At 64.4% G+C, this 24346-nt stretch carries 25 protein-coding genes; 18 read left to right on the top strand and 7 right to left on the bottom strand.

Translation table 11 applies throughout. The annotated features are described in order from the left end of the window. Window positions 1-51: 51 nt before the first annotated feature. Window positions 52-1092, bottom strand: coding sequence for an FAD-binding oxidoreductase (locus Q7J44_RS13170; RefSeq protein WP_304880580.1), 1041 nt, complete (start codon window positions 1090-1092; stop codon window positions 52-54). Between the two features lie 61 nt (window positions 1093-1153). On the opposite strand from Q7J44_RS13170, the gene mnmD reads away from it, so the two are divergent. From mnmD to Q7J44_RS13155, 3 genes are read left to right on the top strand one after another with little or no spacing between them, the layout of a single operon-like run. Further along, on the top strand, window positions 1154-1843 hold the full coding sequence (gene mnmD / locus Q7J44_RS13165) for a tRNA (5-methylaminomethyl-2-thiouridine)(34)-methyltransferase MnmD (protein WP_304880579.1): 690 nt from the start codon (window positions 1154-1156) through the stop codon (window positions 1841-1843). Next, entirely contained in the window at window positions 1840-2706 is an 867-nt protein-coding gene (locus Q7J44_RS13160) for a DMT family transporter (RefSeq protein WP_304880578.1), read from the top strand. Before mnmD ends, Q7J44_RS13160 begins: the two co-directional genes overlap by 4 nt. Beyond that, window positions 2703-3584, top strand: a complete 882-nt coding sequence (locus tag Q7J44_RS13155; RefSeq protein ID WP_304880577.1) for a DMT family transporter — start codon at window positions 2703-2705, stop codon at window positions 3582-3584. Before Q7J44_RS13160 ends, Q7J44_RS13155 begins: the two co-directional genes overlap by 4 nt. 71 nt (window positions 3585-3655) lie before the next feature. Here the strand turns inward: Q7J44_RS13155 and Q7J44_RS13150 are convergent, their stop codons facing one another. Further along, complete coding sequence (locus Q7J44_RS13150) at window positions 3656-5602, bottom strand: transglycosylase SLT domain-containing protein (RefSeq protein WP_304880576.1); 1947 nt, start codon at window positions 5600-5602, stop codon at window positions 3656-3658. A gap of 177 nt (window positions 5603-5779) precedes the next feature. Between Q7J44_RS13150 and dapA the strand changes: the two genes are divergently transcribed. From dapA to Q7J44_RS13120, 6 genes are all read left to right on the top strand, one after another. Beyond that, the gene (dapA, locus tag Q7J44_RS13145) at window positions 5780-6655 is read left to right on the top strand and encodes a 4-hydroxy-tetrahydrodipicolinate synthase (protein ID WP_304880575.1); all 876 of its coding nucleotides are present in this window, start codon (window positions 5780-5782) and stop codon (window positions 6653-6655) included. A 180-nt stretch (window positions 6656-6835) separates the two neighbouring features. Then, the gene (locus Q7J44_RS13140; protein ID WP_304880574.1) at window positions 6836-7711 is read left to right on the top strand and encodes a DMT family transporter; all 876 of its coding nucleotides are present in this window, start codon (window positions 6836-6838) and stop codon (window positions 7709-7711) included. Window positions 7712-7771: 60 nt separating this feature from the next. Next, window positions 7772-8254 carry an SsrA-binding protein SmpB gene (gene smpB / locus Q7J44_RS13135; protein WP_304880573.1) on the top strand — a complete coding sequence of 161 codons (483 nt, stop codon included), beginning with the start codon at window positions 7772-7774 and terminating at the stop codon, window positions 8252-8254. Window positions 8255-8423: 169 nt separating this feature from the next. After that, complete coding sequence (locus Q7J44_RS13130) at window positions 8424-9272, top strand: competence protein CoiA (protein WP_304880572.1); 849 nt, start codon at window positions 8424-8426, stop codon at window positions 9270-9272. A 310-nt stretch (window positions 9273-9582) separates the two neighbouring features. Beyond that, window positions 9583-10455, top strand: coding sequence for a 3-mercaptopyruvate sulfurtransferase (gene sseA / locus Q7J44_RS13125; protein WP_304880571.1), 873 nt, complete (start codon window positions 9583-9585; stop codon window positions 10453-10455). 4 nt (window positions 10456-10459) lie between these two features. Next, a complete protein-coding gene (locus Q7J44_RS13120; protein ID WP_304880570.1) occupies window positions 10460-11638 on the top strand; it encodes an amino acid aminotransferase in 1179 nt (392 codons plus the stop codon). 129 nt (window positions 11639-11767) lie between these two features. Here Q7J44_RS13120 and Q7J44_RS13115 read toward each other — a convergent pair whose 3' ends face one another. Together Q7J44_RS13115 and Q7J44_RS13110 are read right to left on the bottom strand one after the other, a co-directional pair. Next, a complete protein-coding gene (locus Q7J44_RS13115) occupies window positions 11768-13105 on the bottom strand; it encodes an ammonium transporter (protein WP_304880569.1) in 1338 nt (445 codons plus the stop codon). Between the two features lie 39 nt (window positions 13106-13144). Further along, on the bottom strand, window positions 13145-13483 hold the full coding sequence (locus tag Q7J44_RS13110; protein WP_304880568.1) for a P-II family nitrogen regulator: 339 nt from the start codon (window positions 13481-13483) through the stop codon (window positions 13145-13147). Window positions 13484-13744: 261 nt separating this feature from the next. On the opposite strand from Q7J44_RS13110, the gene Q7J44_RS13105 reads away from it, so the two are divergent. Together Q7J44_RS13105 and Q7J44_RS13100 are read left to right on the top strand one after the other, a co-directional pair. Then, window positions 13745-16054: a transglycosylase domain-containing protein gene (locus Q7J44_RS13105; protein ID WP_304880567.1), complete on the top strand. Its 2310-nt coding sequence runs from the start codon at window positions 13745-13747 to the stop codon at window positions 16052-16054. 408 nt (window positions 16055-16462) lie between these two features. Continuing rightward, on the top strand, window positions 16463-16687 hold the full coding sequence (locus Q7J44_RS13100) for a hypothetical protein (protein WP_304880566.1): 225 nt from the start codon (window positions 16463-16465) through the stop codon (window positions 16685-16687). Between the two features lie 146 nt (window positions 16688-16833). On the opposite strand, the gene Q7J44_RS13095 is transcribed toward Q7J44_RS13100, so the two are convergent. Together Q7J44_RS13095 and Q7J44_RS13090 are read right to left on the bottom strand one after the other, a co-directional pair. After that, complete coding sequence (locus tag Q7J44_RS13095) at window positions 16834-17445, bottom strand: phospholipid-binding protein MlaC (protein ID WP_304880565.1); 612 nt, start codon at window positions 17443-17445, stop codon at window positions 16834-16836. Further along, entirely contained in the window at window positions 17435-18214 is a 780-nt protein-coding gene (locus Q7J44_RS13090; RefSeq protein WP_370693012.1) for a VacJ family lipoprotein, read from the bottom strand. Before Q7J44_RS13090 ends, Q7J44_RS13095 begins: the two co-directional genes overlap by 11 nt. Window positions 18215-18480: 266 nt before the next feature. Here Q7J44_RS13090 and Q7J44_RS13085 point away from each other — a divergent pair, with 266 nt between their 5' ends. Genes Q7J44_RS13085 through Q7J44_RS13070 form a run of 4 tightly spaced genes read left to right on the top strand, consistent with a single transcriptional unit; the run spans window position 18481 to window position 21269 of the window. Next, on the top strand, window positions 18481-18942 hold the full coding sequence (locus Q7J44_RS13085; protein WP_304880563.1) for a RidA family protein: 462 nt from the start codon (window positions 18481-18483) through the stop codon (window positions 18940-18942). Between the two features lies 1 nt (window position 18943). Next, window positions 18944-19717, top strand: a complete 774-nt coding sequence (locus Q7J44_RS13080) for a glycerophosphodiester phosphodiesterase family protein (protein WP_304880972.1) — start codon at window positions 18944-18946, stop codon at window positions 19715-19717. Window positions 19718-19769: 52 nt separating this feature from the next. Next, entirely contained in the window at window positions 19770-20927 is a 1158-nt protein-coding gene (locus Q7J44_RS13075; RefSeq protein ID WP_304880562.1) for a GNAT family N-acetyltransferase, read from the top strand. Window positions 20928-20975: 48 nt separating this feature from the next. Beyond that, window positions 20976-21269, top strand: coding sequence for a 4a-hydroxytetrahydrobiopterin dehydratase (locus Q7J44_RS13070; protein ID WP_304880561.1), 294 nt, complete (start codon window positions 20976-20978; stop codon window positions 21267-21269). A 76-nt stretch (window positions 21270-21345) separates the two neighbouring features. Here the strand turns inward: Q7J44_RS13070 and Q7J44_RS13065 are convergent, their stop codons facing one another. After that, window positions 21346-21834, bottom strand: coding sequence for a peroxiredoxin (locus Q7J44_RS13065; protein ID WP_304880559.1), 489 nt, complete (start codon window positions 21832-21834; stop codon window positions 21346-21348). Between the two features lie 79 nt (window positions 21835-21913). On the opposite strand from Q7J44_RS13065, the gene Q7J44_RS13060 reads away from it, so the two are divergent. From Q7J44_RS13060 to Q7J44_RS13050, 3 genes are read left to right on the top strand one after another with little or no spacing between them, the layout of a single operon-like run. Continuing rightward, on the top strand, window positions 21914-23116 hold the full coding sequence (locus tag Q7J44_RS13060; RefSeq protein ID WP_304880558.1) for an NAD(P)/FAD-dependent oxidoreductase: 1203 nt from the start codon (window positions 21914-21916) through the stop codon (window positions 23114-23116). Then, complete coding sequence (gene rsmD / locus Q7J44_RS13055; protein WP_304880557.1) at window positions 23113-23676, top strand: 16S rRNA (guanine(966)-N(2))-methyltransferase RsmD; 564 nt, start codon at window positions 23113-23115, stop codon at window positions 23674-23676. Before Q7J44_RS13060 ends, rsmD begins: the two co-directional genes overlap by 4 nt. Then, window positions 23673-24338: an HAD family phosphatase gene (locus tag Q7J44_RS13050; RefSeq protein ID WP_304880556.1), complete on the top strand. Its 666-nt coding sequence runs from the start codon at window positions 23673-23675 to the stop codon at window positions 24336-24338. Before rsmD ends, Q7J44_RS13050 begins: the two co-directional genes overlap by 4 nt. Window positions 24339-24346 lie beyond the last annotated feature (8 nt).

Genomic DNA, 24346 nt, shown 5'->3' with positions numbered 1-24346 from the left:
TACTCCGGGGGCCCGGGGGCAGAGCCCCCGGCGCTATCGACAGTCCATCGCTTACAGCGAAGCCTCCACCCGGAACCCCTCCGGCACATGGTCCACCCCGTCCAGCACCAGATCAACCATCACCTGCGCCACTTTCGGGGCCATGCCAAAGCCGATCTTGAAGCCGCCGTTGGCCATAAACTCCCCCGTCCGCCCCGGCCATGGGCCCAGCATCGGCGCGCGGCTGCGGGCGCGGGGGCGGATACCGGCCCAACGTTCCAAGACCCGCGAACCGCGCAGGGCGGGTACCGCGGCGACGGCGCGGATCAGCAGGGCGTCGCATTGCGCATCGACCGACAGCGGATCGTCCCACTGATTTTCCGACGTAGACCCGATGGCCACCGTGCCATCCGCATGCGGCACGATGTGCAGCCCGTCGACCTGCATCTGCGGCAGGGTACTTGCGTCATAGGCCAGCAACAGCGCCTGCCCCTTGACCCCTGCCCCCACCTTGCGCCCCAGATCCTCGTTCAACGCCAGCAGGCCCACATGGCCGGTGGCCCAGATCACCGGGCCGGTCGCCTCTGCCTCACCAATCACCACCTCACCCCCCTTGGCGCGGATCGCACCGACCAGCGCGGTAGCGGCCATGCGCGGGTGCAGGCGGGCCGACAGGGTGTCGTGGATCAGCATACCCGTCGGGCTGTGCGGTTCCCATGCCGCACCCGTGGCGGGCACAACCTGCCACTGCGCCTGCGCCTGCCACAGGCTTTGCGCCTCGGCCCCGCGCTCTGTCGCGCGGGCAAGCGCTTCGGCGCTGTCCAGCGGTTGCAACCGGCCAAGGCGGGCATAGCCGGTGGGCAGGCCCGATGCACCGGTGACGCCGGACCAGAAGCCTTCGGCCATCAGCAGGCTGTCCAGCTGGAACGCCTTCTTTTCATTCCAGTTTTCCGGCACATGCGGGGCCAGAGCACCGACCACGCCACCCGATGAACCCGCACCGATGCGCGCCGCCTCGATCAGCCGCACCCGCGCGCCGCGCCGGGCCGCCTCCCACGCGATCGACAGGCCAAAGATGCCGCCGCCCCGGATTGTCAGATCAGGTCTTGTCATTTCCTGCGCCTTCTGGCCATGGATGGCCCCGGTTTGGACCCCGTTGTGAGGCATAGGGCAAATGTCGGAACGCGAACAGGGTGCAGGCCCCGGTATAGATGGACTGGACTGGCGCGACGGGGCGATCCCGGTGTCGCGCCGCTTTGATGACCCGTATTTCTCGCTGACTGACGGGCTGGCCGAAACGCGGCATGTGTTTCTGGCGGGCAACGGCCTGCCCGACCGGCTGCGCGACGGGTTCCACATTGCCGAGTTGGGCTTCGGCACCGGGCTGAACCTGCTGGCGGTGCTGCTGGCCTGGGCGGGCACCGGGCGGGCGGGCACGCTGCGCTATACCAGTTTCGAGGCGTACCCGATGGAGGCCGAAGATATCGCCCGCGCTCTGGCGCATTTCCCGGAGGCGCAGGCGGTGGCGGGGCCGTTTCTGGCCCAGTGGGCCGACGGGGCGCGACGGTTTTCCATGCCAGGGGTAGAGGTTGAGGTGATCATCGGCGATGCGCGCGACACGCTGCCGCTGTGGCCGGGGCTGGCGGATGCGTGGTTTCTGGATGGGTTTTCGCCCGCCAAGAACCCCGAACTGTGGTCACCGGGCATCATGGCAGAGGTGGGGCGGCACACCGCAGCCGGCGGCACCTTCGCCACCTACACCGCCGCAGGCCACGTGCGCCGCGCGCTTTCCGATGCCGGGTTCAGTGTGACGCGCCAGCCCGGCCATGGGCGCAAGCGGCATATGACAAGCGGTGTGCGATGAGCCGCAACCCAAGGCTGGGCATCTGGCTGATGATTGCCGCCGTCGCCACCTTTGCCGCGCAGGACGCGTTCTCTCGCTATCTGGCCACTGAATACAACACGCTGATGGTGGTGATGGTGCGCTACTGGGTGTTTGCGGCGTTTGTCATCCTGCTGGCCCTGCGCCGGCCCGGCGGCTTCCGCGCCGCCATCGCCTCGCGCCACATGCCGGTGCATGTCACGCGCGCCCTGCTGCTGGTGGGCGAGATCTGTGTGATCGTCTGGGGCTATACGCTGATCGGGCTGATCGAAAGCCATGCAGTGTTTGCGATCTGCCCGCTGCTGATTGCCGCGTTTTCCGGGTTGCTTTTGGGCGAGCGGATTGTCTGGCAACGCTGGCTGGCCATCGGGGCCGGGATGCTGGGCGTGGTGGTGATCCTGCGGCCCGGCATGGTGGTGTTTTCCCCGGCGGCGCTGTTGCCGCTGGCGGCGGCGGTGATGTTCGCGCTCTATTCGATCCTGACCCGGCTGACCACGCGGGACGAGCCGACCTTTGCGTCCTTCTTCTGGCCCGGCGTGATCGGGGCTGTGGTGATGACCGTGGCAGGGCTGCCGAACTGGCAACCTGTGGCGGGTGCCGATATACCGCTGCTGGCGATCTACACCGCATTGTCGATCTTTTCGCATTGGCTGCTGCTGAAATGTTATGAGCAGATCGAGGCGGCGCGGGTGCAGCCCTATGCCTATCTGCAGATTGTCTTTGTCACGCTGATCGGCCTGACGGTTTACGCCGAGTCCCTAAGCCCGCTGGTGGCTTTGGGAGCTGGCATCATCATCGCGGCGGGGCTTTATGCCCTGTCGCTGGAACGGACGGCAAAGACATGAGCGTGACGCAGAACACAAAGCTGGGCATCTGGCTGATGATCGTGACGACGATGATCTTTGCCGTGCAGGACGGGCTGTCGCGCCATCTGGGCGGGACATACAACGTCTGGATGGTGGTGATGCTGCGCTACTGGTTCTTTGCGGCTTTTGTCATGGCACTGGTGTCGCGTGCGCCGGGGGGCATCCGGGCGGCGGTCCGGTCACGCATGCCCAAGGTCCAGGTGCTGCGCGGTCTGCTGCTGGCGCTGGAGATCTGCGTGATGGTGCTGGGGTTTGTGGCACTGGGGCTGGTGGAAAGCCATGCTGTGTTCGCAACCTATCCGCTGCTGGTGGCCGCGCTGTCCGGCCCGATACTGGGCGAAACGGTGGGCTGGCGGCGTTGGTTGGCAATTGGTGTGGGCTTTGTCGGCGTGGTGGTGATCCTGCAGCCGGGCTATGGCGTTTTCAGGGCAGAGGCGCTGATCCCGCTGGCCGCCGCCACCATGTTTGCGCTGTACGGGCTGCTGACCCGCTATGTCGCGCGTGAGGATACGGCGCTGGTGTCGTTCTTCTGGACCGGAACCACGGGCGCGGTGGTGATGACCGCCATCGGCATCTGGCATTGGGAACCAATGACACCCGTGGACATGGGCTGGATGGCGCTGCTGTGCCTGTGCGCGGCGTCGTCGCACTGGTGCCTGATCAAGGCCTATGAGGTGGCCGAAGCCTCGGCCATCCAGCCGCTGGCCTATCTGCAGCTGCCGTTTGCCTCGCTGATCGGGCTATTTGTCTTTGGCGAGAACCTGCGCAGCAATGTTGTGGCCGGGGCCGGGATCGTGGTGGCGGCGGGGCTGTTCACCCTGTGGCGGCAGTATGTGACGTCGCGGCACCGGGTCTGACACGTATGATTGGCGGAGGCGGCGGGCGCCTCCGGCGGGAGTATTTCAGAAAGGTGCAATGGCCAGTAAGGTCAGCCCTTGAGTTCGGCGGTGACGCGGACCGGGCCGGGGGTGCCGCGCAATTTGGCACGGTAGAGGATGACGCCTTCGACCACCCGCATCACATAGGTGCGGGTCTCGGTGAAGGGGATGGATTCCACCCAATCGATGACATCGACATCGGGGCTACGGGGATCGCCATATTCGGTGATCCAGCGGCGCGGGCGCCCCGGTCCGGCGTTGTAGCCAGAGGCGACCAGCGCGATAGAGGGGCCGAATTCGTCAATCAACTGTCTGAGATAGGCGCTGCCGAGGGTCGCGTTGTAGCCGGGGTCGCGGGTCAGGCGGCCTTCTTCAAACGGCAAAGACAGTTTGCTTGCCATCATCTTCGCCGTGCCGGGCAGCAGCTGCATCAGCCCGCGGGCATCGGCGGTAGACCGGGCAGTGGGTTCAAATTCACTTTCACGCCGGGCAATCGACAAGGCAAAGGCGCGGCTGACGGCAAGGCCGTCGGGCACCAGATCTGTCACCGGGTAATAGGCGCGCGGCAGGATCACGCTGCGCTCTGCCGCGTGTTTGCCGACCAGAACGGCGATATGCGGCTGGTTCAGGGCCAAGGCCATATCGCCCAACTGGTCCAGACCAGTGGAGTCGAGGCCTTCGGCCAGATGCAGCCAGAACCGCTTGGCCAGATTACGGTCGCCCGCGCGAAAGGCCAGCAGGGCGGCCTGATGCACCGATGATCCCGTCCATGCCGCCTGCCGCCAGTCTGGCGGGCGTTTGGTGCTGATCAGCGCCGGGTCCAGCTGCTGGCCCAGTTTTTCGGCGGCCAGAAGGCCGTAATACGCGGTCTGATGCCGGGCAGCGGCGCTGTAGGCGCGTTGCGCCGCATCGCGGGCACCCGCCGCCTCTTGCGCGCGGCCCTGCCAGTACAGCGCGCGCGACAGTGAAATCGGGGTGGCCACCCCCGCCTCCAGATGGCGGAAATGCTCCAGCGCGCGGGTGGGGTCGTTCAGGCGGCGCAGGGCGATGAAGCCGGACAGAAACTCCAGATCCGCATAGCCTGCGCCGGATGTCAGATGGTGGGCAGAGGCCACGCGATAGGCTTCGGCCGGGCGGTTCTGGCGCAACAGCCAGCGGGTCAGCACCGCCCTGCGCGCGGCCCAGGCCTGCGGATCACCCAAGGCGGCGGCAGAGGCGCTGCGGTCAAGGATCAGCGGCAGCGCTTCGTCATACATGTCGCGCTTCATGCGCCAGATGAAGCGGTCGAACGCCAGACCCGGATCACCGGCGCGGCTGGCCGGGACCGCGTTGATCAGCGCGTTCACGCCATCGGCCCCAGTCTGCAACGCCATCCGCGCCCTGGCCAAGGCCTGCCAGTCGGCGGGCAGGCGCGGCAGCAGGCGCTGCGCCTCAACGCGGCGTTCCTGCCAGAGCAGGCGGTCCATCCGCAGTTCATGCACCAACGCGACGGATTTCGGCGCAATGTCAAGCAAGGCCGCCTCGTCCTGGGGAGACAGCACCAGATCGGACCAGGCCTGCATTGCCCGGTCTTCGGCCTGATCGGTCCGGCCAAGTGCCTGAAGCGCGCGGATCAGCGCCACCGCTCCCTCGCCGGTTTTCGGCGTGGTTCCGGCAAAATAGGCGACAACCCGTTCGGGCGAGGTGGACCGCGCGACGGCGGTTTCGCCCTTTTGGTGCAGGAAGGGCAGGCCCGGCCAGTCGGGGCGGCGTTGCAGGAAGGATTCGTAATCGCCCAGCAGACCGTCGCCCGCGCGCAGCTGGCTCCAGACCACCAGATCGCGCGCCACCGCGTGCGGGGCGATGGCGGTGGCACCGGCCCAGTCTTTCGCCGCGATGCGGGCCAGAACCTGCTGCATCGCCTGCGTTTCATCTGCCCTGACAGGTGCGCTCAGCACCAGTGCAAGCGCGAGAGGGGCCAGCAGGCCAGTGATCGTGTTTTTTGCTCTTCTGCTCATGCGGCGGATTCTGCCTGATCGGGCCGGGGCCGACAACCCACGATCCTGTCAGAGAACACCCTGACCGGGCCGCAAAATGCCACGCTTGGCATTCCGCTGTGCCCCGGATAATCAAGTCAGGATTTTCAGCCAAGCGACTCGGATACCAAAGGTCGCGTCAACAGGAGTCTGCGTGCCATGATCAAAGGGTCCATCCCCGCCTTGGTTACGCCGTTCAAGAACGGCGAACTCGATCTGGATACGCTGAAAAAGCTGGTTGACTGGCAGATTGCCGAAGGCTCACACGGGCTGGTGCCAGTGGGCACCACCGGCGAAAGCCCGACGCTGAGCCATGAAGAGCACGAGGCGGTGATCGAGGCGGTGGTGAAATTTGCCGCCGGCCGCGTGCCGGTGATTGCGGGTGCCGGGTCGAACAACACGGTCGAAGGCATCCGCCTGATCCGCCATGCCGAACGGGTGGGTGCCGATGCAGCACTGGTGGTGACGCCCTATTACAACAAACCGACGCAGGCCGGGCTGATCGCACATTACACCGCGCTGCATGATTGCTGCACCCTGCCGATCATCATCTACAACATTCCGGGCCGGTCGGTGGTGGACATGTCGCCCGAAACCATGGGCACGCTGGCAAAACTGCCGCGCCTGATCGGGGTCAAGGATGCCACCGGCAAGATCGAGCGCGTATCTATGCAGCGCGAGACTTGTGGTAAGGATTTCATCCAGTTGTCGGGCGAGGATGCCACCGCGTTGGGGTTCAACGCCCATGGCGGCACCGGGTGTATTTCGGTGACGGCCAACGTCGCCCCGCGCCTGTGCGCCGAATTCCAGAACGCCACGCTGGCTGGCGACTACCGCACCGCCCTGCAGATCCAGGACCGGCTGATGCCGCTGCATGAGGCGATCTTTATCGAACCGGGGCTGGCCGGGGCCAAATACGGCCTGTCGCTGCTGGGCCGCTGCACGGAAGAGGTGCGTTTGCCGCTGGTGGCGCTGACGGATGGCACCAAAGACAAGATCAAGGTGGCTATGCGCCATGCCGGGCTGTTGAACTGACCAGCCGCGCTCCGGGCTGACCGGACATAGGGGGGCTGTCTGCCCCCCTCTTGGTGCAAGCGCCAATTCACCCCCGAGAATATTTAAGCAGGTCTGGCGCTACAGGGGCGCGCCTGCCGCATCTTGACGGCCCTTTGCCACAGGCCCACACAGGCGGGACCACATGGGGGCGGCACGACGATGTTTCAGAACGACAATCTGCGCGGTGCGGCGTTCATGACCCTGTCGATGGCGGGGTTCGCCGTAGAGGATATGCTGCTGAAAGCCAGCGCCCGGGTGATGCCGATGGGTCAGGCGGTGCTGATCGTGGGGTTGGTGGGCCTGACGGTCTTTGCGCTGATGGCGCGGCAGCGGGGGGAGCCTGCGTTTCACCCGGCCCTGCGCACGCGCGGGCTGGCGATCCGGTCGGGGTTTGAGGTGTCTGGACGCTTGTTCTACGCTCTGGCCATTGCGCTGACGCCGCTTTCGACCACATCGGCCATTCTGCAGGCTTCGCCCTTGGTGGTGGTCGGGGGTGCTGCGCTGTTTTTTGGCGAGCGGGTGGGCTGGCGGCGCTGGTCGGCGGTGGCGGTCGGATTTGTGGGCGTTATCATCATCTTAAGACCGGGGATGGACGGGTTTTCGGCGCTGTCCTTGCTGGCGGTGGCGGGGATGCTGGGCTTTGCCGGCCGCGATCTGGCGACGCGGGCCGCGCCAAAAGTGATGTCGAACAGACAGTTAGGGGTGGCGGGGTTTGCCATGCTCGCCTTGGCGGGCGTGATCATTCTTGGCTGGACCGGAGGGGCGGTCTGGCCGGATGCGCGGGGGTGGGGTTTGCTGGCTGGCACCGCGCTGTTTGCGGTGCTGGGGTATCATGCGCTGACCTCGGCGATGCGGACCGGCGAGATCGGTTTTGTCACCCCGTTCCGCTATGTGCGGCTGGTGTTTGCCATGGGTCTGGCGATGATGGTGTTTGGTGAGCGGCCCGATCTGGCGACGCTGGCCGGGTCGGTTCTGATTGTAAGCTCTGGAATTTACACGCTTATCCGGGGGAACCGGCAAAGGCCTGTGGCCTGAGTTGCCGTCAGCGCGCTCCGCCATCTGGACTTGGGCTTGCGGCGCGCTTATGTGGAACGGATGGTTAAGTTGTCCGATCCCAATTCCAAGTTGATTGCCGAGAATCGCCGCGCGCGGTTTGATTACCATATCGAATCCGATCTGGAAGCCGGGATCATGCTGCAAGGGTCCGAGGTGAAGTCCTTGCGCAAGGGCGGGTCGAACATCGGCGACAGCTATGCGAGCGTTGAGGGCGGCGAATTGTGGCTGATCAACGGCTATATCGCGCCCTATACCCAGTCGAACCACTGGGACAGCCATGACGAACGCCGCCGCCGTAAGCTATTGGTTTCAAAGCGAGAACTGGCGCGGCTGTGGAATTCGACCGCGCGCGAAGGCATGACCATCGTGCCGATCAAGATGTATTTCAACGAGCGCGGCATCGTGAAGATCAAGCTGGGCGTCGCCAAGGGCAAAAAGCAGGCCGACAAGCGCGAGACCAGCGCCAAGCGCGACTGGGACCGGCAGAAGGCCCGCATCATGAAGCAGAACCACCGGGATTGAGGCCGCTGCCCGGGCGGCCTTGGGGTGGGCTGGACGCGGTTGTTTGCGGGTATGGCGGGCGTATGCTCTGCGTATGGTTTGCGTATGGCAAACGTCATGACGTGTGTGCGTAGGGCATGAAGGGCGTTCCCGCCTTCTAACTCACCACTCAAAATGCTATAGTCACCCGATGCAATTCGCGCTCGTCAATGGTGTTAGAACAGAAGCCTTTCCGGCCGGACGTGGCCAATGTCCCACGTGCGGAGCTCCCCTCATCGCCAAATGCGGTCCACGGATCATCCACCATTGGGCACATGCTGGTCGTCGTGATTGCGATCCGTGGTGGGAGAACGAAACCGAGTGGCATCGGCAGTGGAAGAACCAGTTCCCGCCCGAGTGCCGAGAAATCCACCATGTCGCTCCTGATGGAGAAGTCCACAGGGCAGATATTAAGACCCCAACGGGGATCTACATTGAGATCCAGCACTCAGCGATGACCGACGCGGAGCGGACGGCACGTGAAACCTTTTACAGCAACCTGGTTTGGGTCATTGATGGGCGCGGCTTCCGGGATAACTTCGACATCTATCACCTACTGCCAGCGCCTGAGTCTGAAATTGCAAAAGACCTCGTTTGGTCCAAAGCCAAACGACACATGCATGGCGCGAACCGCGGCATGTTTTTCCGGTGGTCGGAATACCTGCAAGAGCATCCGGGGGCTTCAAAAGCAGCCGTCAAGTCTGTATGGATTCACGGCATTGGTGACATCGAGGATCAAGTCAACCAAGCTTATCGCGGGCACCACCAGTATGATTGGGTCAGACCGAGACGCGTCTGGCTTGATGCCGCCGCACCCGTCTATATCGATTTTGGTGACGATCACCTTGTCCGTCTCGAAACGTACGATGCTTCGGGTCTGCTTTGTATAAAACTGGTGGCAAGGCAAAAGTTCTTACACGATGTCATGGTCGAAGCGCGTAACACCGAGATCGCCACACGCTTCTATCCGCTGCCTACGATTGATCAGCGGTCCGAATAGTCGTCACCTCAACCTAGGCGGAGCTGAGGAAATCAAGTTCATCGTCTAGTGCCTAATGCCGCCATTCCACTCTACACCTCAGAGAGACACTGGTCACTGCCGCAGCGAACAACAGCCAGCCCCGCGAAGCAAAGCTCCATGCAATGCGCGGGGAAGGTGTTGTTCCAGGTGATCCGGATGGGCCCACCTCCCATTTACCCTCAGACCCCACGCCCGCCCGCCTGCCAAAACCACGCCCCCGGCACCTGCGCCCTTGCCCTGACTGCCCCTGCCGATATATGCGAGGTCTGACCCGCGCGGAGCCTGATGCATGACAAGCCTTGTGACACCCTCGCCCCTTGATGACCCCAGAACGCTGGTGTCGACCGGCTGGCTGGCGGCGCATCTGAAAGACCCGGATCTGCGGGTGCTGGATGCGTCGTGGTTCATGCCCGATCAGGGCCGGGATGCGCGGGCGGAGTATGCCGCAGCGCATATTCCCGGCGCGCGGTTTTTCGACATTGACGAGATCAGCGACCAGCGGTCCTCCCTGCCCCACATGGCCCCGCCGGTGGAAAAGTTCATGAGCCGGATGCGCGCCATGGGTGTGGGCGACGGGCATCAGGTGGTGGTCTATGATGGTTCGGGCCTGTTCTCGGCCGCGCGGGTCTGGTGGACCTTCCGGCTGATGGGCAAGATGGATGTGGCGGTGCTGGATGGCGGGCTGCCCAAATGGCTGGCCGAGGGGCGCGAGGTGGAAGACGTAGCCCCCGTGGTGCGCGACCGGCACATGACCGTCAGCCGCCAGAACCAGCTGGTCAAGGATGTGACGCAGGTGGCCCATGCCGCCAAGCTGGCGCAGGCCGAGATCATTGATGCCCGCGCTGCTGCGCGTTTTCGTGGTGAGGTGGCGGAGCCACGGGCCGGGTTGCGGTCTGGGCATATTCCGGGGTCAAAGAACGTGCCGTTCGGCACGCTGCTGAATGGTGATGGCACCATGAAGGGGCCTGCCGAGCTGAAGGCCGTGTTTGAGGCGGCGGGGGTGGATTTGTCGCGCCCTGCCATCACCTCTTGCGGGTCGGGAGTTACGGCTGCGATCCTTTCCCTTGCGCTGGAACGGATCGGGCACCGCAGCCATGCGCTCTATGACGGATCATGGTCCGAATGGGGCATGTACGAAGATCTTGCCGTCGCCAAAGGATAGGCCAATGCTGGAAGCTCTGAACCCGCAACCGCAGGACAAGATCCTGCAACTGATCGCGATGTACCGCGATGACCCGCGCGACACCAAGATCGACCTTGGCGTTGGTGTCTACAAGGACGCGACCGGGCTGACCCCGGTGATGCGGGCGGTGAAGGCGGCGGAGAAGAAGCTGTGGGAGGTGGAGGTCACCAAATCCTACACCGGGCTGGCAGGCGAGCCTGCCTATAACGCGGCGATGGTGGGGATGATTTTGGGTGCCGGGTATGGCGACCGCGCGGCATCGGTGGCGACACCGGGCGGCACCGGGGCCATTCGTCAGGCGCTGGAGCTGATCAGGATGGCGTCGCCGGGGGCGACGGTGTGGCTGTCGAACCCGACCTGGCCGAACCATCCGTCGATTATCAGATACCTTGGCATGAAGATGGCCGAGTACCGCTATTTTGACGCCGAGACGCGCGGCGTGGATTTCGCAGGTGTGCTGGAAGATCTGGGGAAGGTGGCTGCGGGCGATATCGTGCTGCTGCACGGCTGCTGCCACAACCCTACGGGCGCGAACTTTACCGCCGGTCAATGGGCACAGGTGGCGGATGTGCTGGAGGCGCGGGGTGCTGTGCCGTTCATCGATCTGGCCTATCAGGGCTTTGGTGACGGGCTGGAGGAAGATGCCGCGGCGACCCGGATGATCGCGGCGCGGTTCCCGGAAGTGCTGATTGCGGCGTCATGCTCGAAGAACTTCGGAATTTACCGCGAGCGGACGGGGGTGCTGATCGCGCTGACCGAGCCTGCGCGGCGGGCGGTGGTGCAGGGCAACCTCGCGTTCCTGAACCGGCAGAACTACAGCTTTCCGCCCGATCACGGCGCGCGGCTGGTGACGATGATTCTGGAAGATGACGCGCTGCGCGCCGACTGGAAGGCGGAGCTGGAGGAGGTGCGGCTGAACATGCTGACCCTGCGCAAGACGCTGGCGGAGGAGCTGCGCCGCGCCACCAATTCCGACCGTTTTGACTTTGTGGCGGATCATCGCGGCATGTTCAGCCGCCTTGGCCTGACCGAGGCGCAGGTCAATGTGCTGCGCGATGAGCACGGGATTTACATGGTGGGCGACAGCCGGATCAACATTGCCGGGCTGAACGCCCGCACGGTGCCGATACTGGCGGCGGCGATTGCGAAGGTGTCTGGCTGATTGCACCGGCCCTTGAGTGTTGAAAAGCCCGCGCTGGTCGCGGGCTTTTTCATGCGCGGTGGTTGCGGGCAAAAAAAGGCCCGAACCTTGCGGTTCGGGCCAGACTTCGGACCAATCGGGAGGAGGTGATCAGCCCTTGGTAAACTCGGGGTACGCTTCGAGACCCAGTTCGGCCTTGTCCAGACCCATCATCTCGTCTTCCTGGGTTGGACGCAGACCCATGGTTGCCTTGAGGATGAACCAGACGATGGCCGAGGTCACCATCATGAAGATGCCGATGGCGGCAAAGCCCAGGAGCTGCGTGCCAAAGCTGGTGCCGTCGGTGTAGAACGGAACTGCCATGGTGCCCCAGAAACCAGCCACAAGGTGAACCGGGATCGCACCGACCACATCGTCGATCTTCAGCTTGTCGAGCAGTGGCACGACGACCAGAACGATCACGCCACCGATGCCACCAATCCACAGCGCACCGAACAGCGTCGGGTCAAGCGGCCCGGCGGTGATCGACACAAGGCCAGCCAGAGCGCCGTTCAGCACCATGGTCAGGTCGACCTTTTTGTAGATCAGCTGCGACAGGATCAGCGCGGAGACAGCACCGGCAGACGCGGCCATGTTGGTGTTGGCAAAGATGATCGAGACAGCATTGGCATCAGCCTCGGTGCCCAGAGCCAGCTGCGAGCCGCCGTTGAAACCGAACCAGCCCAGCCACAGGATGAACGTGCCCAGTGTGGCAAGGGCGAGGTTGGAGCCCGGCATCGGGTTGACGCGGCCTTCCTTGGTGTATTTGCCCAGACGCGGCCCCAGGATCAGCGCACCGGCAAGGGCTGCAAAGCCGCCTGCTGCGTGAACAAGGGTCGATCCGGCAAAGTCAGAGAAGCCCGCTTCTGACAACCAGCCGCCGCCCCACTGCCAGGAGGCTTCAATCGGGTAAAGGAACCCGGTCAGCACGACGGTGAAGATCAGGAACGGCCACAGCTTGATACGCTCGGCCAAGGTGCCCGACACGATCGACGCGGTGGTGGCGCAGAACATCAGCTGGAAGAAGAAGTCGGATGCAACCGAATAGCCGGTCGCGACATCCGGGTCACCGGCCAGAGACTTGGCCGAGAACAGCTGACCGACATAGCCGGTCATGGTCCAGGCATCGCCCGGGTACATCAGGTTGTAGCCGACGATCCAGTACATGATCGACGCGATGGAAAACAGCGCGATGTTCTTGGTCAGCTGCATGGTGACGTTTTTCGAACGGACCAGCCCGGCTTCGAGCATGGCAAAACCGGCCGCCATCCAGAACACCAGAAAGCCGCCGATCAGGAACAGCAGCGTGTTGAAAATAAAGGCGTTATCAATGACTGCCGGAGCGGCTTCCGCCACAACCTCGGCCGCCTCGGCGGTGACCTCCTGCGCCCAGGCAGGCAGGCTGGCGAACAGCGACACACCCAGTGTCGCGATGCCAGAAAGTTTCATCGAAGTGTTCATCTTTGCGTTTCCCCTGTCCCCAACGCGTCAGAGCGCATCGTCATTGATTTCACCTGTGCGCACGCGCACGGCATGCTGGACATCCAGCACGAAGATCTTGCCATCGCCGATCTTGTCGGTTTTCGCGGTCACCCGGATCGTTTCGACAACCGAATCTGCAAGGCTGTCACTGACCACGATTTCCAGCCGGACTTTCGGCACGAAGTTCACGGCATATTCGGCGCCGCGATAGATTTCAGTATGTCCAGACTGGCTGCCGAAACCCTTGATCTCGGTGACCATCATGCCGCGTACCCCGATGGTGGTCAGTGCTTCGCGCACTTCCTCCAGCTTGAACGGCTTGATTGCTGCAATGATTAGTTTCACGTCCTTCCCCTTCGTTTCTGTGGGGCCCGGGGGTGGGCCCTTGCAGACAACAAGCCGCCTTTCGAACGGGCAGAACAAGAAACGGGCGGCGGATGTTTGCCTGAAAGCGCGGCTTTCTGCACAAATTTTATACTTATTGTGCGGTTTGATTAAATATTATGCACATCACATATCCGAATCGTTAAGTGGCGCTCTCCACAATCCCTGCGATCCGGGCTAGAGTCGGCGAAAAGAGACCATTTAAAACGGTTGGGCAGGCTTATGGCGACATCGGGCAAAGGGCGCGGGACTCTGACCGCGGACAAGCGCTACGCGCAGACGACAGGTGCCGGATCCGGCTCTGGCGGCGGCCCGCCACGCAAACCTGCCCCCCGCAAGCCTGCGCCGCGCAAGCCACGACGCCAGCATGGGCTGATCGTGGGGCTGATCCTTGGCCTGTGGCGGCTGATCTGGCGGGTGCTGTGGGGCGTGACCTGGCGGGTGGGCGCGGTGCTTGGCATGGTGCTGGCGCTGACCGTGTTCTATTTCTACAGCCAGTTGCCCGCCGTGACCGAGCTGCTGGACGGCCGGGCGCGCGGGTCTGTCACCATGCTGGACCGCGAAGGCCAGGTCTTTGCCTGGCGCGGGGAAACCTTTGGCGGCCAGATCACGGCAGAGAACGTCTCGCCCCACCTGCGCAACGCGGTGATCGCGACGGAGGACCGGCGGTTCTACAGCCACTTCGGCATCAGCCCGCGTGGCATTGCGGGCGCTGTGCGCATCAACCTGAGCGAAGGGCGCGGGCCACTGTCGGGCAACGGCGGGTCGACCATCACCCAGCAGGTCGCCAAGCTGCTGTGTATCGGCGTGCCCTACAACCCGGCAGACTGGAAGAATGAGGCCGCCTACGAACAGGACTGCCGCAGCGGCGGGGTCTGGCGCAAGGTCAAAGAGATCCCCTACGCCATGGCGATGGAGGTCAAGTACACCAAAGAGCAGATCCTGACGATCTATCTCAACCGCACCTATATGGGGGCCGGCGCACGCGGGTTTGAGGCGGCGGCGCAGCGCTACTTCGGCAAATCCGCCAATGAGGTTGGCCCGGCTGAGGCCGCGATGCTGGCGGGCCTGCTGACCGCGCCCTCGCGCTTTGCGCCGACCAACAATCTGCTGCGGTCGCAGGAACGGGCGAATATTGTCGTCGGGCTGATGCAGGAACAGGGCTACCTGACCGCCGCGCAGGCGGCGGATGCGCGGGCCAACCCGGCCCGGTTGTCCAAGGCGGCGGAAACGCAATCCGGCGGGGCCTTTGCCGATTGGGTGATGGAATCGACGCCCAGCTTTCTGTCGTCGAGCACGACCGAGGATGTGATCATCCGCACCACGCTGGACCAGCGGTTGCAGAAGGCGTCGGAAGAGGCGCTGAAGTTCATCTTTGAGACCAAGGTGAAATCGGGGTCGAAGGCACAGGCGGCGATTGTGGTCATGTCGGCTGACGGGGCGGTGCGCGCCATGGTCGGCGGGCGCGAGGCGGTGGCGGCGGGCAGCTTCAACCGCGCCACACAGGCCAAGCGGCAGACCGGGTCGAGCTTCAAGCCGTTTGCCTATGCGGCGGCGATGGATCTGGGCTTTACCCCGGCGGATTATGTGGAAGACACGCCGCTGACGATCAACATCCCCGGATCGGGGGCATGGACGCCGAAGAACTACGACAACCAGTTCAAGGGCATGATCACGCTGTCCCAGGCGCTGGCCGAAAGCCGAAACATCCCTGCGGTGCGGGTGTCGGAAGCCGTGGGGCGCGATGCGGTGCGGCGGGTGGCGAACGGGTTCGGCATCGTCTCGGCGCTGGCCGATGGCCCGGCGCTGGCGCTTGGCGCGTCGGAGTCGTCCTTGCTGGAGATGTCGGGGGCCTATGCCGGCATTCTGAACGGCGGGTCGTCGGTGACGCCCTACGGGCTGGTCGAGCTGCGGTTGCAGGGTGAAGACGACGTGCTGCTGGGGGCCACAGGGGGCGTCGGGCAGCGGGTGATCAGCGAGGATGCGGCGCTGTACCTGACCTATATGATGAACCGGGTGATCGAGACCGGCACCGGGACCCGGGCGAAAGTGCCCGGCTGGCAGGCGGCGGGCAAGACCGGCACGACGCAGGCCGCGCGCGATGCGTGGTTCCTGGGCTTTACTGCCGATTATGTGGCCGGGGTCTGGATGGGCAATGACGACAACGCGCCGCTGACCGGCGTGACAGGTGGCGGCCTGCCCGCGGAAATCTGGCGCGAGGTGATGGTGCGGGTGCATGACGGGCAGCGGCCGCAACCGCTGGCCATGCTGATCCCGGAACCGAAGACCCCGCCGGGCGGCTATGCGCCGTCGCCCAACGTGATGGCCGACGGGCAATCGCCCGCCGCCGCAGCGCAGGATAACTGGGGTGGCGCGCAGGACAACTGGGCCGGTGGTCAGGCCGAGATGCCCGCGCAGGATGTGATCATCTATGACGGGCCGGTGCCACAGGAGTGGATCAACGAGGGCCCGGTAGAGGGCAATCTGGCCGACCAGATTTTGCAGGACGTGCTGGGTGTGTTCGGGAACTGAGCCTTGCAGGGGCGGGGGGTTGAGGCGCTGCGCACAGCGGATGAAGCGGCCCCACCCCCACGCCTCATGGGGGTGGGGAGTGCCCGCATTCTCCGTGGGGAAATTATTGCAATTTAACGCGGTCCGCGCTACGGTAAGATTTGTGTCGATAAGATAGAGTATTCTTGAGCGGCGCGTAAATCGATCATGCATAGGAAGTGCACGATCCTTGTTGCGGTAGGTTTGCCTACTGCGGAAAGGGCGTGTTCTGTGCGGAGTCCATCTTCCCCCTTATAGTTTCGGTGTCGCGAACCTTTTGGTTCATCGTATTCGCATGTGTTGCCGTGTTTCCCGCGCCTGAGGCCATTGGCGCTTGGGATGGGATACTCCTCTTCATAGCAACGGCCATCAGCAAGAATGGAGCACATCATGAGTGAAAAATCATGGCGTCGAGAAAGAATTGAACTCTGCGGTCGCTTGCTTGCTCACTACAGGGAGGAATCTGATAGTTTCAGTGACTTCGACGGAGTCATTGGTGATGAGGTGATGGAAAAGGCGTCGCGCATTTCCAAGGCAGACCTGATCGCAGACATGGAGCGCAAAATGGAAAAACTCAAATATTTCGATGCTTTTGCTCAGAGATTTCTAAGCTAGATTGCACACGTTTATTCTTTTTTCCTTCGACTCGTGGCAGGCACTCCTCCAGTCTCTTCGACAGATCAGAAGGTTCACAGGCGTCCCCCCCAACAAAACGCCGGCCCGCTGCATTCGCAGGGGCCGGCGTTGCTGTGTCGCGCCCCTCAGGCCGATTTCATGTCTTCGATCAGCCCGTTGATATCACCGCGCCGCCGGTCGAGCATGGCGCCGATTTCGGTGCGTTCGCTGGCCAGCATGTTGACGCCTTCGATGATGATGTTGAAGAACAGGTCCTTGCCCGACCTGTCCGACACGTGCCAGCGCAAATCGAACGGGGCCTGACCGCGCAGTTTTGCGACCGAGATCACCTCGAAATAGGATTTGACCGGGCGGGCGCCCGTCACCTCGATCTGGCCGCCGATGAATTCGCGGAAGCGGGCACCGTATTTGCGGGCGATGTAGCTTTGGTAGGCTTTGGTAAAGGCGGTCATCTGCGCGGAAGAGGCACCGCGCGCGGCGGGCCCGAGGGCTGAACGGGCAATGGTGGGCACGTCGCCGTAGCGGCTGAAGATCCGTTCAAAATCGCCATACATCGCGGCGGCGGATTTGCCCGAGTTGATCGTGGTGTTCACATCGGCAACAGCCTTGCCCACCAGCGCACGGGCCTGATCGACGGTCAGCGCGGCGGCGGGCAGCGGCAGGGCCAGTGCGGCGGCGCCGCCGACCAGACCGATGCCAAAGCCGCGACGTGTGATGATCAGCCTGTCATTCGCCATAGATATCCTCATACGGGTCCTCAAAGGCATCATCCCCGGCTTCTCCGGTGGTCTGCCCCAGTTGAAAGCGACGGTATTGCAGATACAGCAGGCGGGACTGCGCATAGCTGTCTGCACTGTCATATAAGACAGAATCGACGGTTTCGGAATAGCGCGCCCGATCACCAACGCTTGATGCCAGCTTGGCCAGAGGCACGATGTTGTCTTCCGGCTTGGGCAGGACATAGCGCAGCGGGTTCAGCGGGATATCGACAATCATGCCGACCAGATCGCGTTCGGTCGAGGGGCCGAAGAACGGGAGTTCGACATAATTGCCCTCTCCCGCGCCCCATACATGCAGGGTTTCGCCGAAATCGGTGGGTCTGCCGTGCAGGCCGATGGCGGTGGCGGGGTCAAACAGCCCGCCGATGCCGACAGTGGTGTTGAGCGCAAAGCGCAGGGTGTTTTCAGCAGCACGATGCGGGCGACCCTGCAGCAGGTTGTTCACCACGGCACCGGGCGCATCAAGGTTCTGCGCAAAATTGATCACGCCCTGCATGACCGGGCCGGGGGGGCCATCGCCAAAGCTGCTGGACAGCGGGCGCAGGATGGTGCGGTCGACGCTGCGGTTGAAGTCGTGGATCTGGCGGTTGTCCGCCTCCATCGGGTCGTTGAACCCTGCGGGGACAGGCTTTTGCGCGCAGGCGGCCAGCAGGACCAGCGCGGCACAGGCGAGGATGCGGGAGGGGGCCAGAATGCGGGAGGGCAGCGGGGAGGCGAGAGAAAACATAGGGGTCACGGCCAATCCTTTATGCCCGCAGGCCGGGCGCTGTTGCGCGGGGCGGCCCGGAGTGTCGGTCTGCTGTCTTTGGTTTTGATATAGGCCGGGGCGCCAAATTACAACGCACCCATGGCGGGGATGCGGGTTTCGGGCAGGGTTGTGACCGGACAGACGCTGTTGATATGTCTTGTGATAACCGGATCTGCGGGCCAAGCGGCCTTGCCGCCGCCGGGCGGGGCCGTTAGCCTGCGGCAAACCTGATGGAGGATACCCTGATGTCGAAGATCGAAGCCCGCCTTGCCGAAATGGGCGTCACCCTGCCCGACGCGCCGGCCCCTGCAGCGAATTATGTGCCTTGGGTGATCAGTGGCAAACAGGTGTTCATCTCGGGCCAGATCAGCCAGAATTCCGGCGGCATGATCAAGGGCAAGCTGGGCGCGGATCTGAGTGTCGAACAGGGGGCCGAGGCGGCGAAGGCCTGTGCGATCTCCCTGCTGGCGCAGGTGAAGGCGGCGACGGGCGGCGAGATGGACCGCGTGGTGCGGCTGGTCAAGCTGGTGGGGTTCGTGAACTCGGGCCCCGATTTCGTGGACCAGCCACGCGTGATCAACGGCGCGTCAGATTTCATGGTCGCGGTCTTGGGAGATGCCGGGCGGCACGCGCGGTCTGCGGTGTCGGCGGCGTCTTTGCCGTTTGGCGTGGCAGTGGAGATTGAAGCGGTGTTCGAGATTGCCTGAGATCACACGCCCCGCCCTGCCCGCCGGTTTCCTGCGCCTGCCGGTGACGCACCGCGCGTTGCATGACCGGGCACAAGGGCGGATCGAGAACAGCCCTGCCGCGATCCGCGCGGCGGTGGCCGCGGGCTATGCCATTGAGGTTGATGTGCAGCTGTCCGCCGATGGCGTGGCGATGGTGTTTCATGATGATGATCTTGACCGGCTGACCGCCGCGCGCGGGCCGGTGAGCGCCCGCACGGCGGCGGAGCTGGGCGGCATCGGGCTGACCGGGGGCAACGACACCATTCCGACCCTGCAGGCGGTGCTGGGCATGGTTGCGGGCCGTGTGCCGCTGCTGATCGAGATCAAGGATCAGACCGGCGCGATGGCCGAGACTGACGGACGGCTGGAGGCTTCGGTGGCGGACGCTTTGGCCGGGTATGGCGGCGCGGTGGCGGTGATGTCGTTCAACCCGCATGCCATGGCGCAGATGGCGCGGCTGGCACCCGATGTGGCGCGGGGGCTGACGACATCGGCCTATGATCCGGACGACTGGGCGCCTTTGCCCGCCGAGGTGTGCGCGCATCTGCGCGAGATCCCGGATTTTGACCGGGTGGGCGCGTCCTTCATCAGCCATCAGGGCAATGACCTGACCCGCCCACGGGTGCTGGAGTTGCGGGCGGCGGGGGTGCCGGTGCTGTGCTGGACCATCCGCACGCCCGAACAAGAGGCGATGGCGCGGCAGATTGCGGCGAATGTGACGTTTGAGGGCTATCTGAGCGCGCTGCCCGCTTGAATTTGCGGGCGCGCGGCACAGTCTAAGCGGGCACGCCCGGAATGACGGATCGATGACCGAAATCACCCTGCACCAAAGCCTGACCGAGATTGACGCCGCCGAATGGGATGCGGTGGCGGCCCCAGAACAGGTTTTGGGGCGGCCTGTGGACCCGTTCACCACCTATCGGTTTCTGAGCGCGCTGGAGCTTTCGGGATCGACCGGGACGGGCACCGGCTGGACTGCGCATCCGCTGGTGCTGCGCGAAGACGGGCGGATCGTGGCAGCGGTGCCGATGTATGCGAAAGGGCATTCGCAGGGCGAGTATATTTTCGACCACGGCTGGGCGCAGGCGTTTGAGCGCGCGGGCGGGCGGTATTACCCCAAGTTGCAGATTGCGGTGCCGTTCACCCCGGCGACGGGGCGGCGGTTTCTGGGCGACGCCGCGCACCGCGAACTGTTGCTGGCGGCGGCGGTTTCGGTCGCGGCAAAGAACCGGCTGTCATCCTTGCATGTGACGTTCTGCACCGGCGAAGAGGCCGAGGCCTTGGCCGGGGTGGAGGGTGTGCTGCACCGGGTGACGCAGCAGTTTCATTGGGAAAACAATAGCTACGCGACGTTTGACGCTTTCCTTGCCCAGCTGTCGAGCCGCAAGCGCAAGATGATCCGCAAGGAGCGCGAGACGGCCCGGGCGTCGGGGCTGACCATCCGGGCGCTGACCGGGGACGCGATTGAACCTGCGCATTGGGATGCGTTCTGGGAATTTTATCAGGATACCGGCGCGCGCAAATGGGGCACGCCCTATCTGACCCGCAAGGCGTTCAGCCGGTTTCACGACACGATGCGCGACGATATTCTGCTGGTGCTGGCCTTTGACGGCACGCGCCCGGTGGCCGGGGCGCTGAACTTCATCGGGCGCGATGTGCTGTTCGGCCGCTATTGGGGCTGTGCCGAAGATCACCCCTGCCTGCATTTCGAGCTGTGCTATTATCAGGCGATTGACTGGGCGATTGCCAATGGGTTGCAGCGGGTAGAGGCTGGCGCGCAGGGGGAACACAAACTGGCGCGCGGCTATCTGCCGACGCCGGTGCATTCGCTGCACTGGATTGCGGATGCGGGCTTTCGCGACGCGGTAGAGCGGTATCTGCACGAAGAACGCCGCGCGGTGGATGAAGAGATCGAGGTGCTGACCCAATACGGCCCGTTCCGCCGGGTGCAATCCGAGGACTGACCGCGCGGGACAGGGGATTTGAGCAATTTGCAGACAGGATCAGATGACATGACAGACAAGACAGAGCTGGACCGATCCACCCTGCTGCCGCTGTTCGGCACCGGGTGGAAGATGGCCGAGGGCAAGGACGCGCTGGACAAGACGTTTTTGTTCAAGGATTTCAAGCAGGCCTTTGCCTTCATGACCAAAGTCGCCGATGACGCCGAGGCGCTGAACCATCACCCCGAATGGTCGAACGTGTACCGCACCGTCAAGGTGCGGCTGACCACGCATGATGCGGGCGGGCTGACAAAGCTGGACCTGGATCTGGCGCGGCGGATGGACAAGGCGGCGGGGTATTGAGCGGGCGGCTTTGCGACAGCGCCCGCAGCGCCTGAACCCTCCCCCCGAGGGGGAGGGCAGGCGGTGGTCTGACGGGTCAGATCGCGGCCAGAAGCGCCTCGCCGCCCGAGATGTCACAGGTGCCGGGGGACTCTTCCAGATGCAGCTGCTTGACCACGCCATCTTCGGCGTAAAGCGCATAACGTTTCGACCGCGCGATCAGCCCGGCGGGCGCGGCGGAGAAGTCGAGGCCCATCGCCTTGGTAAAGCTGCTGTCAGCATCGGCCAGCATGGTGACCCCGGCGGGGGTGGCCCCGGTCGCCTCGCCCCAGGCCTTCATCACGAAGGGGTCGTTGACCGAGACGCAGATGATGTCATCAACGCCCTTGGCGGTGAACTGATCCTTGGTGCGGATGAAGCTGGGCACATGGGCCGAATGGCAGGTCGGCGTGAAGGCACCGGGCACGGCGAACAACACCAGTTTGCGGCCTTTGGCCAGATCTTGCAGCGACACCTGTTCCGGCCCGTTGGCGCCAAGTTTGATCAGGGTGGCCTCTGGCAGCGTGTCGCCCACAGAAATCGTCATGGTCATGTCCCTCTCGCGTTGCGTTTGCTTATGGGCCAGATATAGGGTCCGGCCCGTTGGGCGACCAGAGGAATATGGCATGCGCGTGGTGATCATCGGGGCGGGACAGGCGGGGGCGGCGCTGGCGGCCAAGCTGCGCGGGCTGGGGCACAGCGGGCCGATCACCATGATCGGTGCCGAAAGCGCGCCGCCCTATCAGCGGCCCCCGCTGTCGAAGGCCTACCTCAAGGGCGAGATCGGTCCCGAACGGCTGTGGCTGCGCGCGCCGGAGTTCTGGGCCGATCAGGGCGTGCAGTTGCGGCTGGGCGCGCCGGTGACGGCGATTGACACGGGCGCGCGCAGTGTGACCGTGGATGGCGATGTGCTGTTCTATGACGCGCTGGCGCTGACCACAGGGTCATCGCCGCGGCGCCTGCCGCCGGCGATGGGCGGCGATCTGGCCGGGGTTTATACGCTGCGCGGGTTGGTCGATGTCGATCTGATGCGGGCAGAGGTGCAGCCCGGTCGCCGGGTGGTGATCGTGGGCGGCGGCTATATCGGGCTGGAAGCGGCGGCGGTGGCGGCGCAACTGGGCTTAGATGTGACGGTGGTAGAGATGGCGCCGCGCATTCTGCAACGGGTGGCCTCGCCCGAAACCTCGGGTTATTTCCGCGCGCTGCATGCCGGGCATGGCGTGAAGGTGCTGGAAGGCACCGGGCTGGAGCGGCTGCTGGGAGAGACCCGGGTGACCGGCGCGCGGCTGACGGACGGGCGCGCGCTTGCAGCGGATTTCGTGATTGTCGGCGTAGGGATCACACCTGATACCGCGCTGGCCGAGGCCGCAGGCCTGCTGATCGACAACGGCATCGCCACCGACAGCCATGGTCGCACCTCGGCCCCGGATGTCTGGGCGGCGGGCGATTGCGCGTCCTTCCCGTGGCAGGGCGGGCGGTTGCGGCTGGAATCGGTGGGCAATGCGATTGATCAGGCCGAGGTGGTGGCGGGTAATATCCTGGGGGCAGACACGCCTTACCGCGCCACGCCGTGGTTCTGGTCGGATCAGTACGACTGCAAGCTGCAGATCGCCGGGATGAACACCGGCTATGACCGGATTGTCACCCGCCCCGGCGAAGGGGGGGCAGTGTCGTTCTGGTATTATCAGGGCGACCGCCTGCTGGCGCTGGATGCGATGAACGACGCCCGCGCCTATATGGTCGGCAAGCGGCTGATCGAGGCGGGGAAATCCCCCGACCCCGCACTGGTGGCCGACCCCGCGACCGACCTGAAAGCGCTGCTGCGATGAGAATCATCGGCGGGCGGGCGCGCGGGTTGCATCTGGCCCCGGTGGGGGCAGGCGATGCGCAGGCGCATCTGCGCCCCACGTCAGACCGGGTGCGCGAGTCGATCTTCAACCTGCTGATCAATGGCGGCCATGGCAATCCGGTGCAGGGGGCGCGGGTGCTTGATCTGTTTGCCGGGACCGGCGCGCTGGGGCTGGAGGCGCTGTCGCGCGGGGCTGAAACGGCCGCGTTTATTGAGGATGGCAAGCCAGCACTGGCCCTGCTGCGGCGCAACATCGCCCTGATGCGCGCCGAAGCGCAAACCGAGGTCTGGCGCCGCGATGCGACGCAGCCGGGGGAAAACCGGGGCGCGGCGTTTGATCTGGTGTTCCTCGACCCGCCCTATGGCAAAGCCTATGGCGAAAAGGCCATCGCCGCCTGCCTTGCCGGTCGCTGGTTCGCCCCCGGTGCGATGATCGTCTGGGAGGAGGGCACCGCCCCGCTGGCCCCCGCCGGGCTGGACCTTACCGACCAGCGCCGCTATGGCGACACCATCGTCACCCTGCTCCGGATGCCCGCATGACCCCCGCCCCCCTGCCCCCGAAAGCCGTGATCTTCGACTGTGACGGCGTGGTGGTGGACAGTGAAGGCATGACCTTCGACCTGCTGGTGGGGGAATTCGCCGCCCACGGGCTGCACCTGAGCGTTGAGGTGATCGCCCGCGATTTCATCGGCGGCACCATGGCCGATGTGGCAAGCCGCGCCCGGGCGGCGGGTGCGGCGCTGCCGGGCGATTGGGTCGATGCGTTCTACCAGCGGCTCTATGCGCATCTGGCAGGCGGCACGCCGCTGATCCCCGGTATCCTGCAGGTGCTGGACAGCTTGGATGCGGCGGGGATTCCCTTTGCCATGGGATCGAACGGGTCGGATGCCAAGATGCAGATCACGCTGGGCCAGCATCCCGGCCTGATCGCGCGGTTCGGTGGCCATCTCTATTCCGGCCAGACGCTTGGCGCACCCAAACCCGCGCCGGACCTGTACCTGCATGCAGCGCAGCAGCTTGGGGCCGCCCCCGCCGAGTGCGTGGTGATCGAGGACAGCCCCACCGGCGCGCGGGCTGCAGTTGCCGCGGGCATGCGCTGCATGGGCTACGCCGCCCACACCCCGGCAGAGCGGCTGATCGCAGTGGGCGCAGAACCGTTCTTTGACATGGCCGACCTGCCGGGCCTGATCGGCCTGCGCTGACGTCTGCC

This window comes from Pseudotabrizicola sp., from assembly GCF_030656345.1.
GTDB lineage: Bacteria > Pseudomonadota > Alphaproteobacteria > Rhodobacterales > Rhodobacteraceae > Pseudotabrizicola.
The sequence above is the reverse complement of the archived record's forward strand: the minus strand, read 5'-3'. Positions and strand labels throughout refer to the sequence as shown.

Bases quoted from the DNA above. Each gene is read 5' to 3' on its own strand.
- Q7J44_RS13140 (WP_304880574.1), top strand. From the start codon at position 6,836: ATGTTTCAGAACGACAATCTGCGCGGTGCGGCGTTCATGACCCTGTCG.
- Q7J44_RS13050 (WP_304880556.1), top strand. From the start codon at position 23,673: ATGACCCCCGCCCCCCTGCCCCCGAAAGCCGTGATCTTCGACTGTGAC.
- smpB (WP_304880573.1), top strand. From the start codon at position 7,772: ATGGTTAAGTTGTCCGATCCCAATTCCAAGTTGATTGCCGAGAATCGC.
- Q7J44_RS13130 (WP_304880572.1), top strand. From the start codon at position 8,424: ATGCAATTCGCGCTCGTCAATGGTGTTAGAACAGAAGCCTTTCCGGCC.
- mnmD (WP_304880579.1), top strand. From the start codon at position 1,154: ATGTCGGAACGCGAACAGGGTGCAGGCCCCGGTATAGATGGACTGGAC.
- Q7J44_RS13085 (WP_304880563.1), top strand. From the start codon at position 18,481: ATGTCGAAGATCGAAGCCCGCCTTGCCGAAATGGGCGTCACCCTGCCC.
- Q7J44_RS13065 (WP_304880559.1), bottom strand. From the start codon at position 21,834: ATGACGATTTCTGTGGGCGACACGCTGCCAGAGGCCACCCTGATCAAA.
- Q7J44_RS13115 (WP_304880569.1), bottom strand. From the start codon at position 13,105: ATGAAACTTTCTGGCATCGCGACACTGGGTGTGTCGCTGTTCGCCAGC.
- Q7J44_RS13105 (WP_304880567.1), top strand. From the start codon at position 13,745: ATGGCGACATCGGGCAAAGGGCGCGGGACTCTGACCGCGGACAAGCGC.
- Q7J44_RS13155 (WP_304880577.1), top strand. From the start codon at position 2,703: ATGAGCGTGACGCAGAACACAAAGCTGGGCATCTGGCTGATGATCGTG.
- Q7J44_RS13060 (WP_304880558.1), top strand. From the start codon at position 21,914: ATGCGCGTGGTGATCATCGGGGCGGGACAGGCGGGGGCGGCGCTGGCG.
- Q7J44_RS13120 (WP_304880570.1), top strand. From the start codon at position 10,460: ATGCTGGAAGCTCTGAACCCGCAACCGCAGGACAAGATCCTGCAACTG.
- Q7J44_RS13150 (WP_304880576.1), bottom strand. From the start codon at position 5,602: ATGAGCAGAAGAGCAAAAAACACGATCACTGGCCTGCTGGCCCCTCTC.
- Q7J44_RS13070 (WP_304880561.1), top strand. From the start codon at position 20,976: ATGACAGACAAGACAGAGCTGGACCGATCCACCCTGCTGCCGCTGTTC.
- rsmD (WP_304880557.1), top strand. From the start codon at position 23,113: ATGAGAATCATCGGCGGGCGGGCGCGCGGGTTGCATCTGGCCCCGGTG.
- dapA (WP_304880575.1), top strand. From the start codon at position 5,780: ATGATCAAAGGGTCCATCCCCGCCTTGGTTACGCCGTTCAAGAACGGC.
- Q7J44_RS13090 (WP_370693012.1), bottom strand. From the start codon at position 18,214: ATGTTTTCTCTCGCCTCCCCGCTGCCCTCCCGCATTCTGGCCCCCTCC.
- Q7J44_RS13160 (WP_304880578.1), top strand. From the start codon at position 1,840: ATGAGCCGCAACCCAAGGCTGGGCATCTGGCTGATGATTGCCGCCGTC.
- Q7J44_RS13170 (WP_304880580.1), bottom strand. From the start codon at position 1,092: ATGACAAGACCTGATCTGACAATCCGGGGCGGCGGCATCTTTGGCCTG.
- sseA (WP_304880571.1), top strand. From the start codon at position 9,583: ATGACAAGCCTTGTGACACCCTCGCCCCTTGATGACCCCAGAACGCTG.
- Q7J44_RS13095 (WP_304880565.1), bottom strand. From the start codon at position 17,445: ATGGCGAATGACAGGCTGATCATCACACGTCGCGGCTTTGGCATCGGT.
- Q7J44_RS13100 (WP_304880566.1), top strand. From the start codon at position 16,463: ATGAGTGAAAAATCATGGCGTCGAGAAAGAATTGAACTCTGCGGTCGC.
- Q7J44_RS13075 (WP_304880562.1), top strand. From the start codon at position 19,770: ATGACCGAAATCACCCTGCACCAAAGCCTGACCGAGATTGACGCCGCC.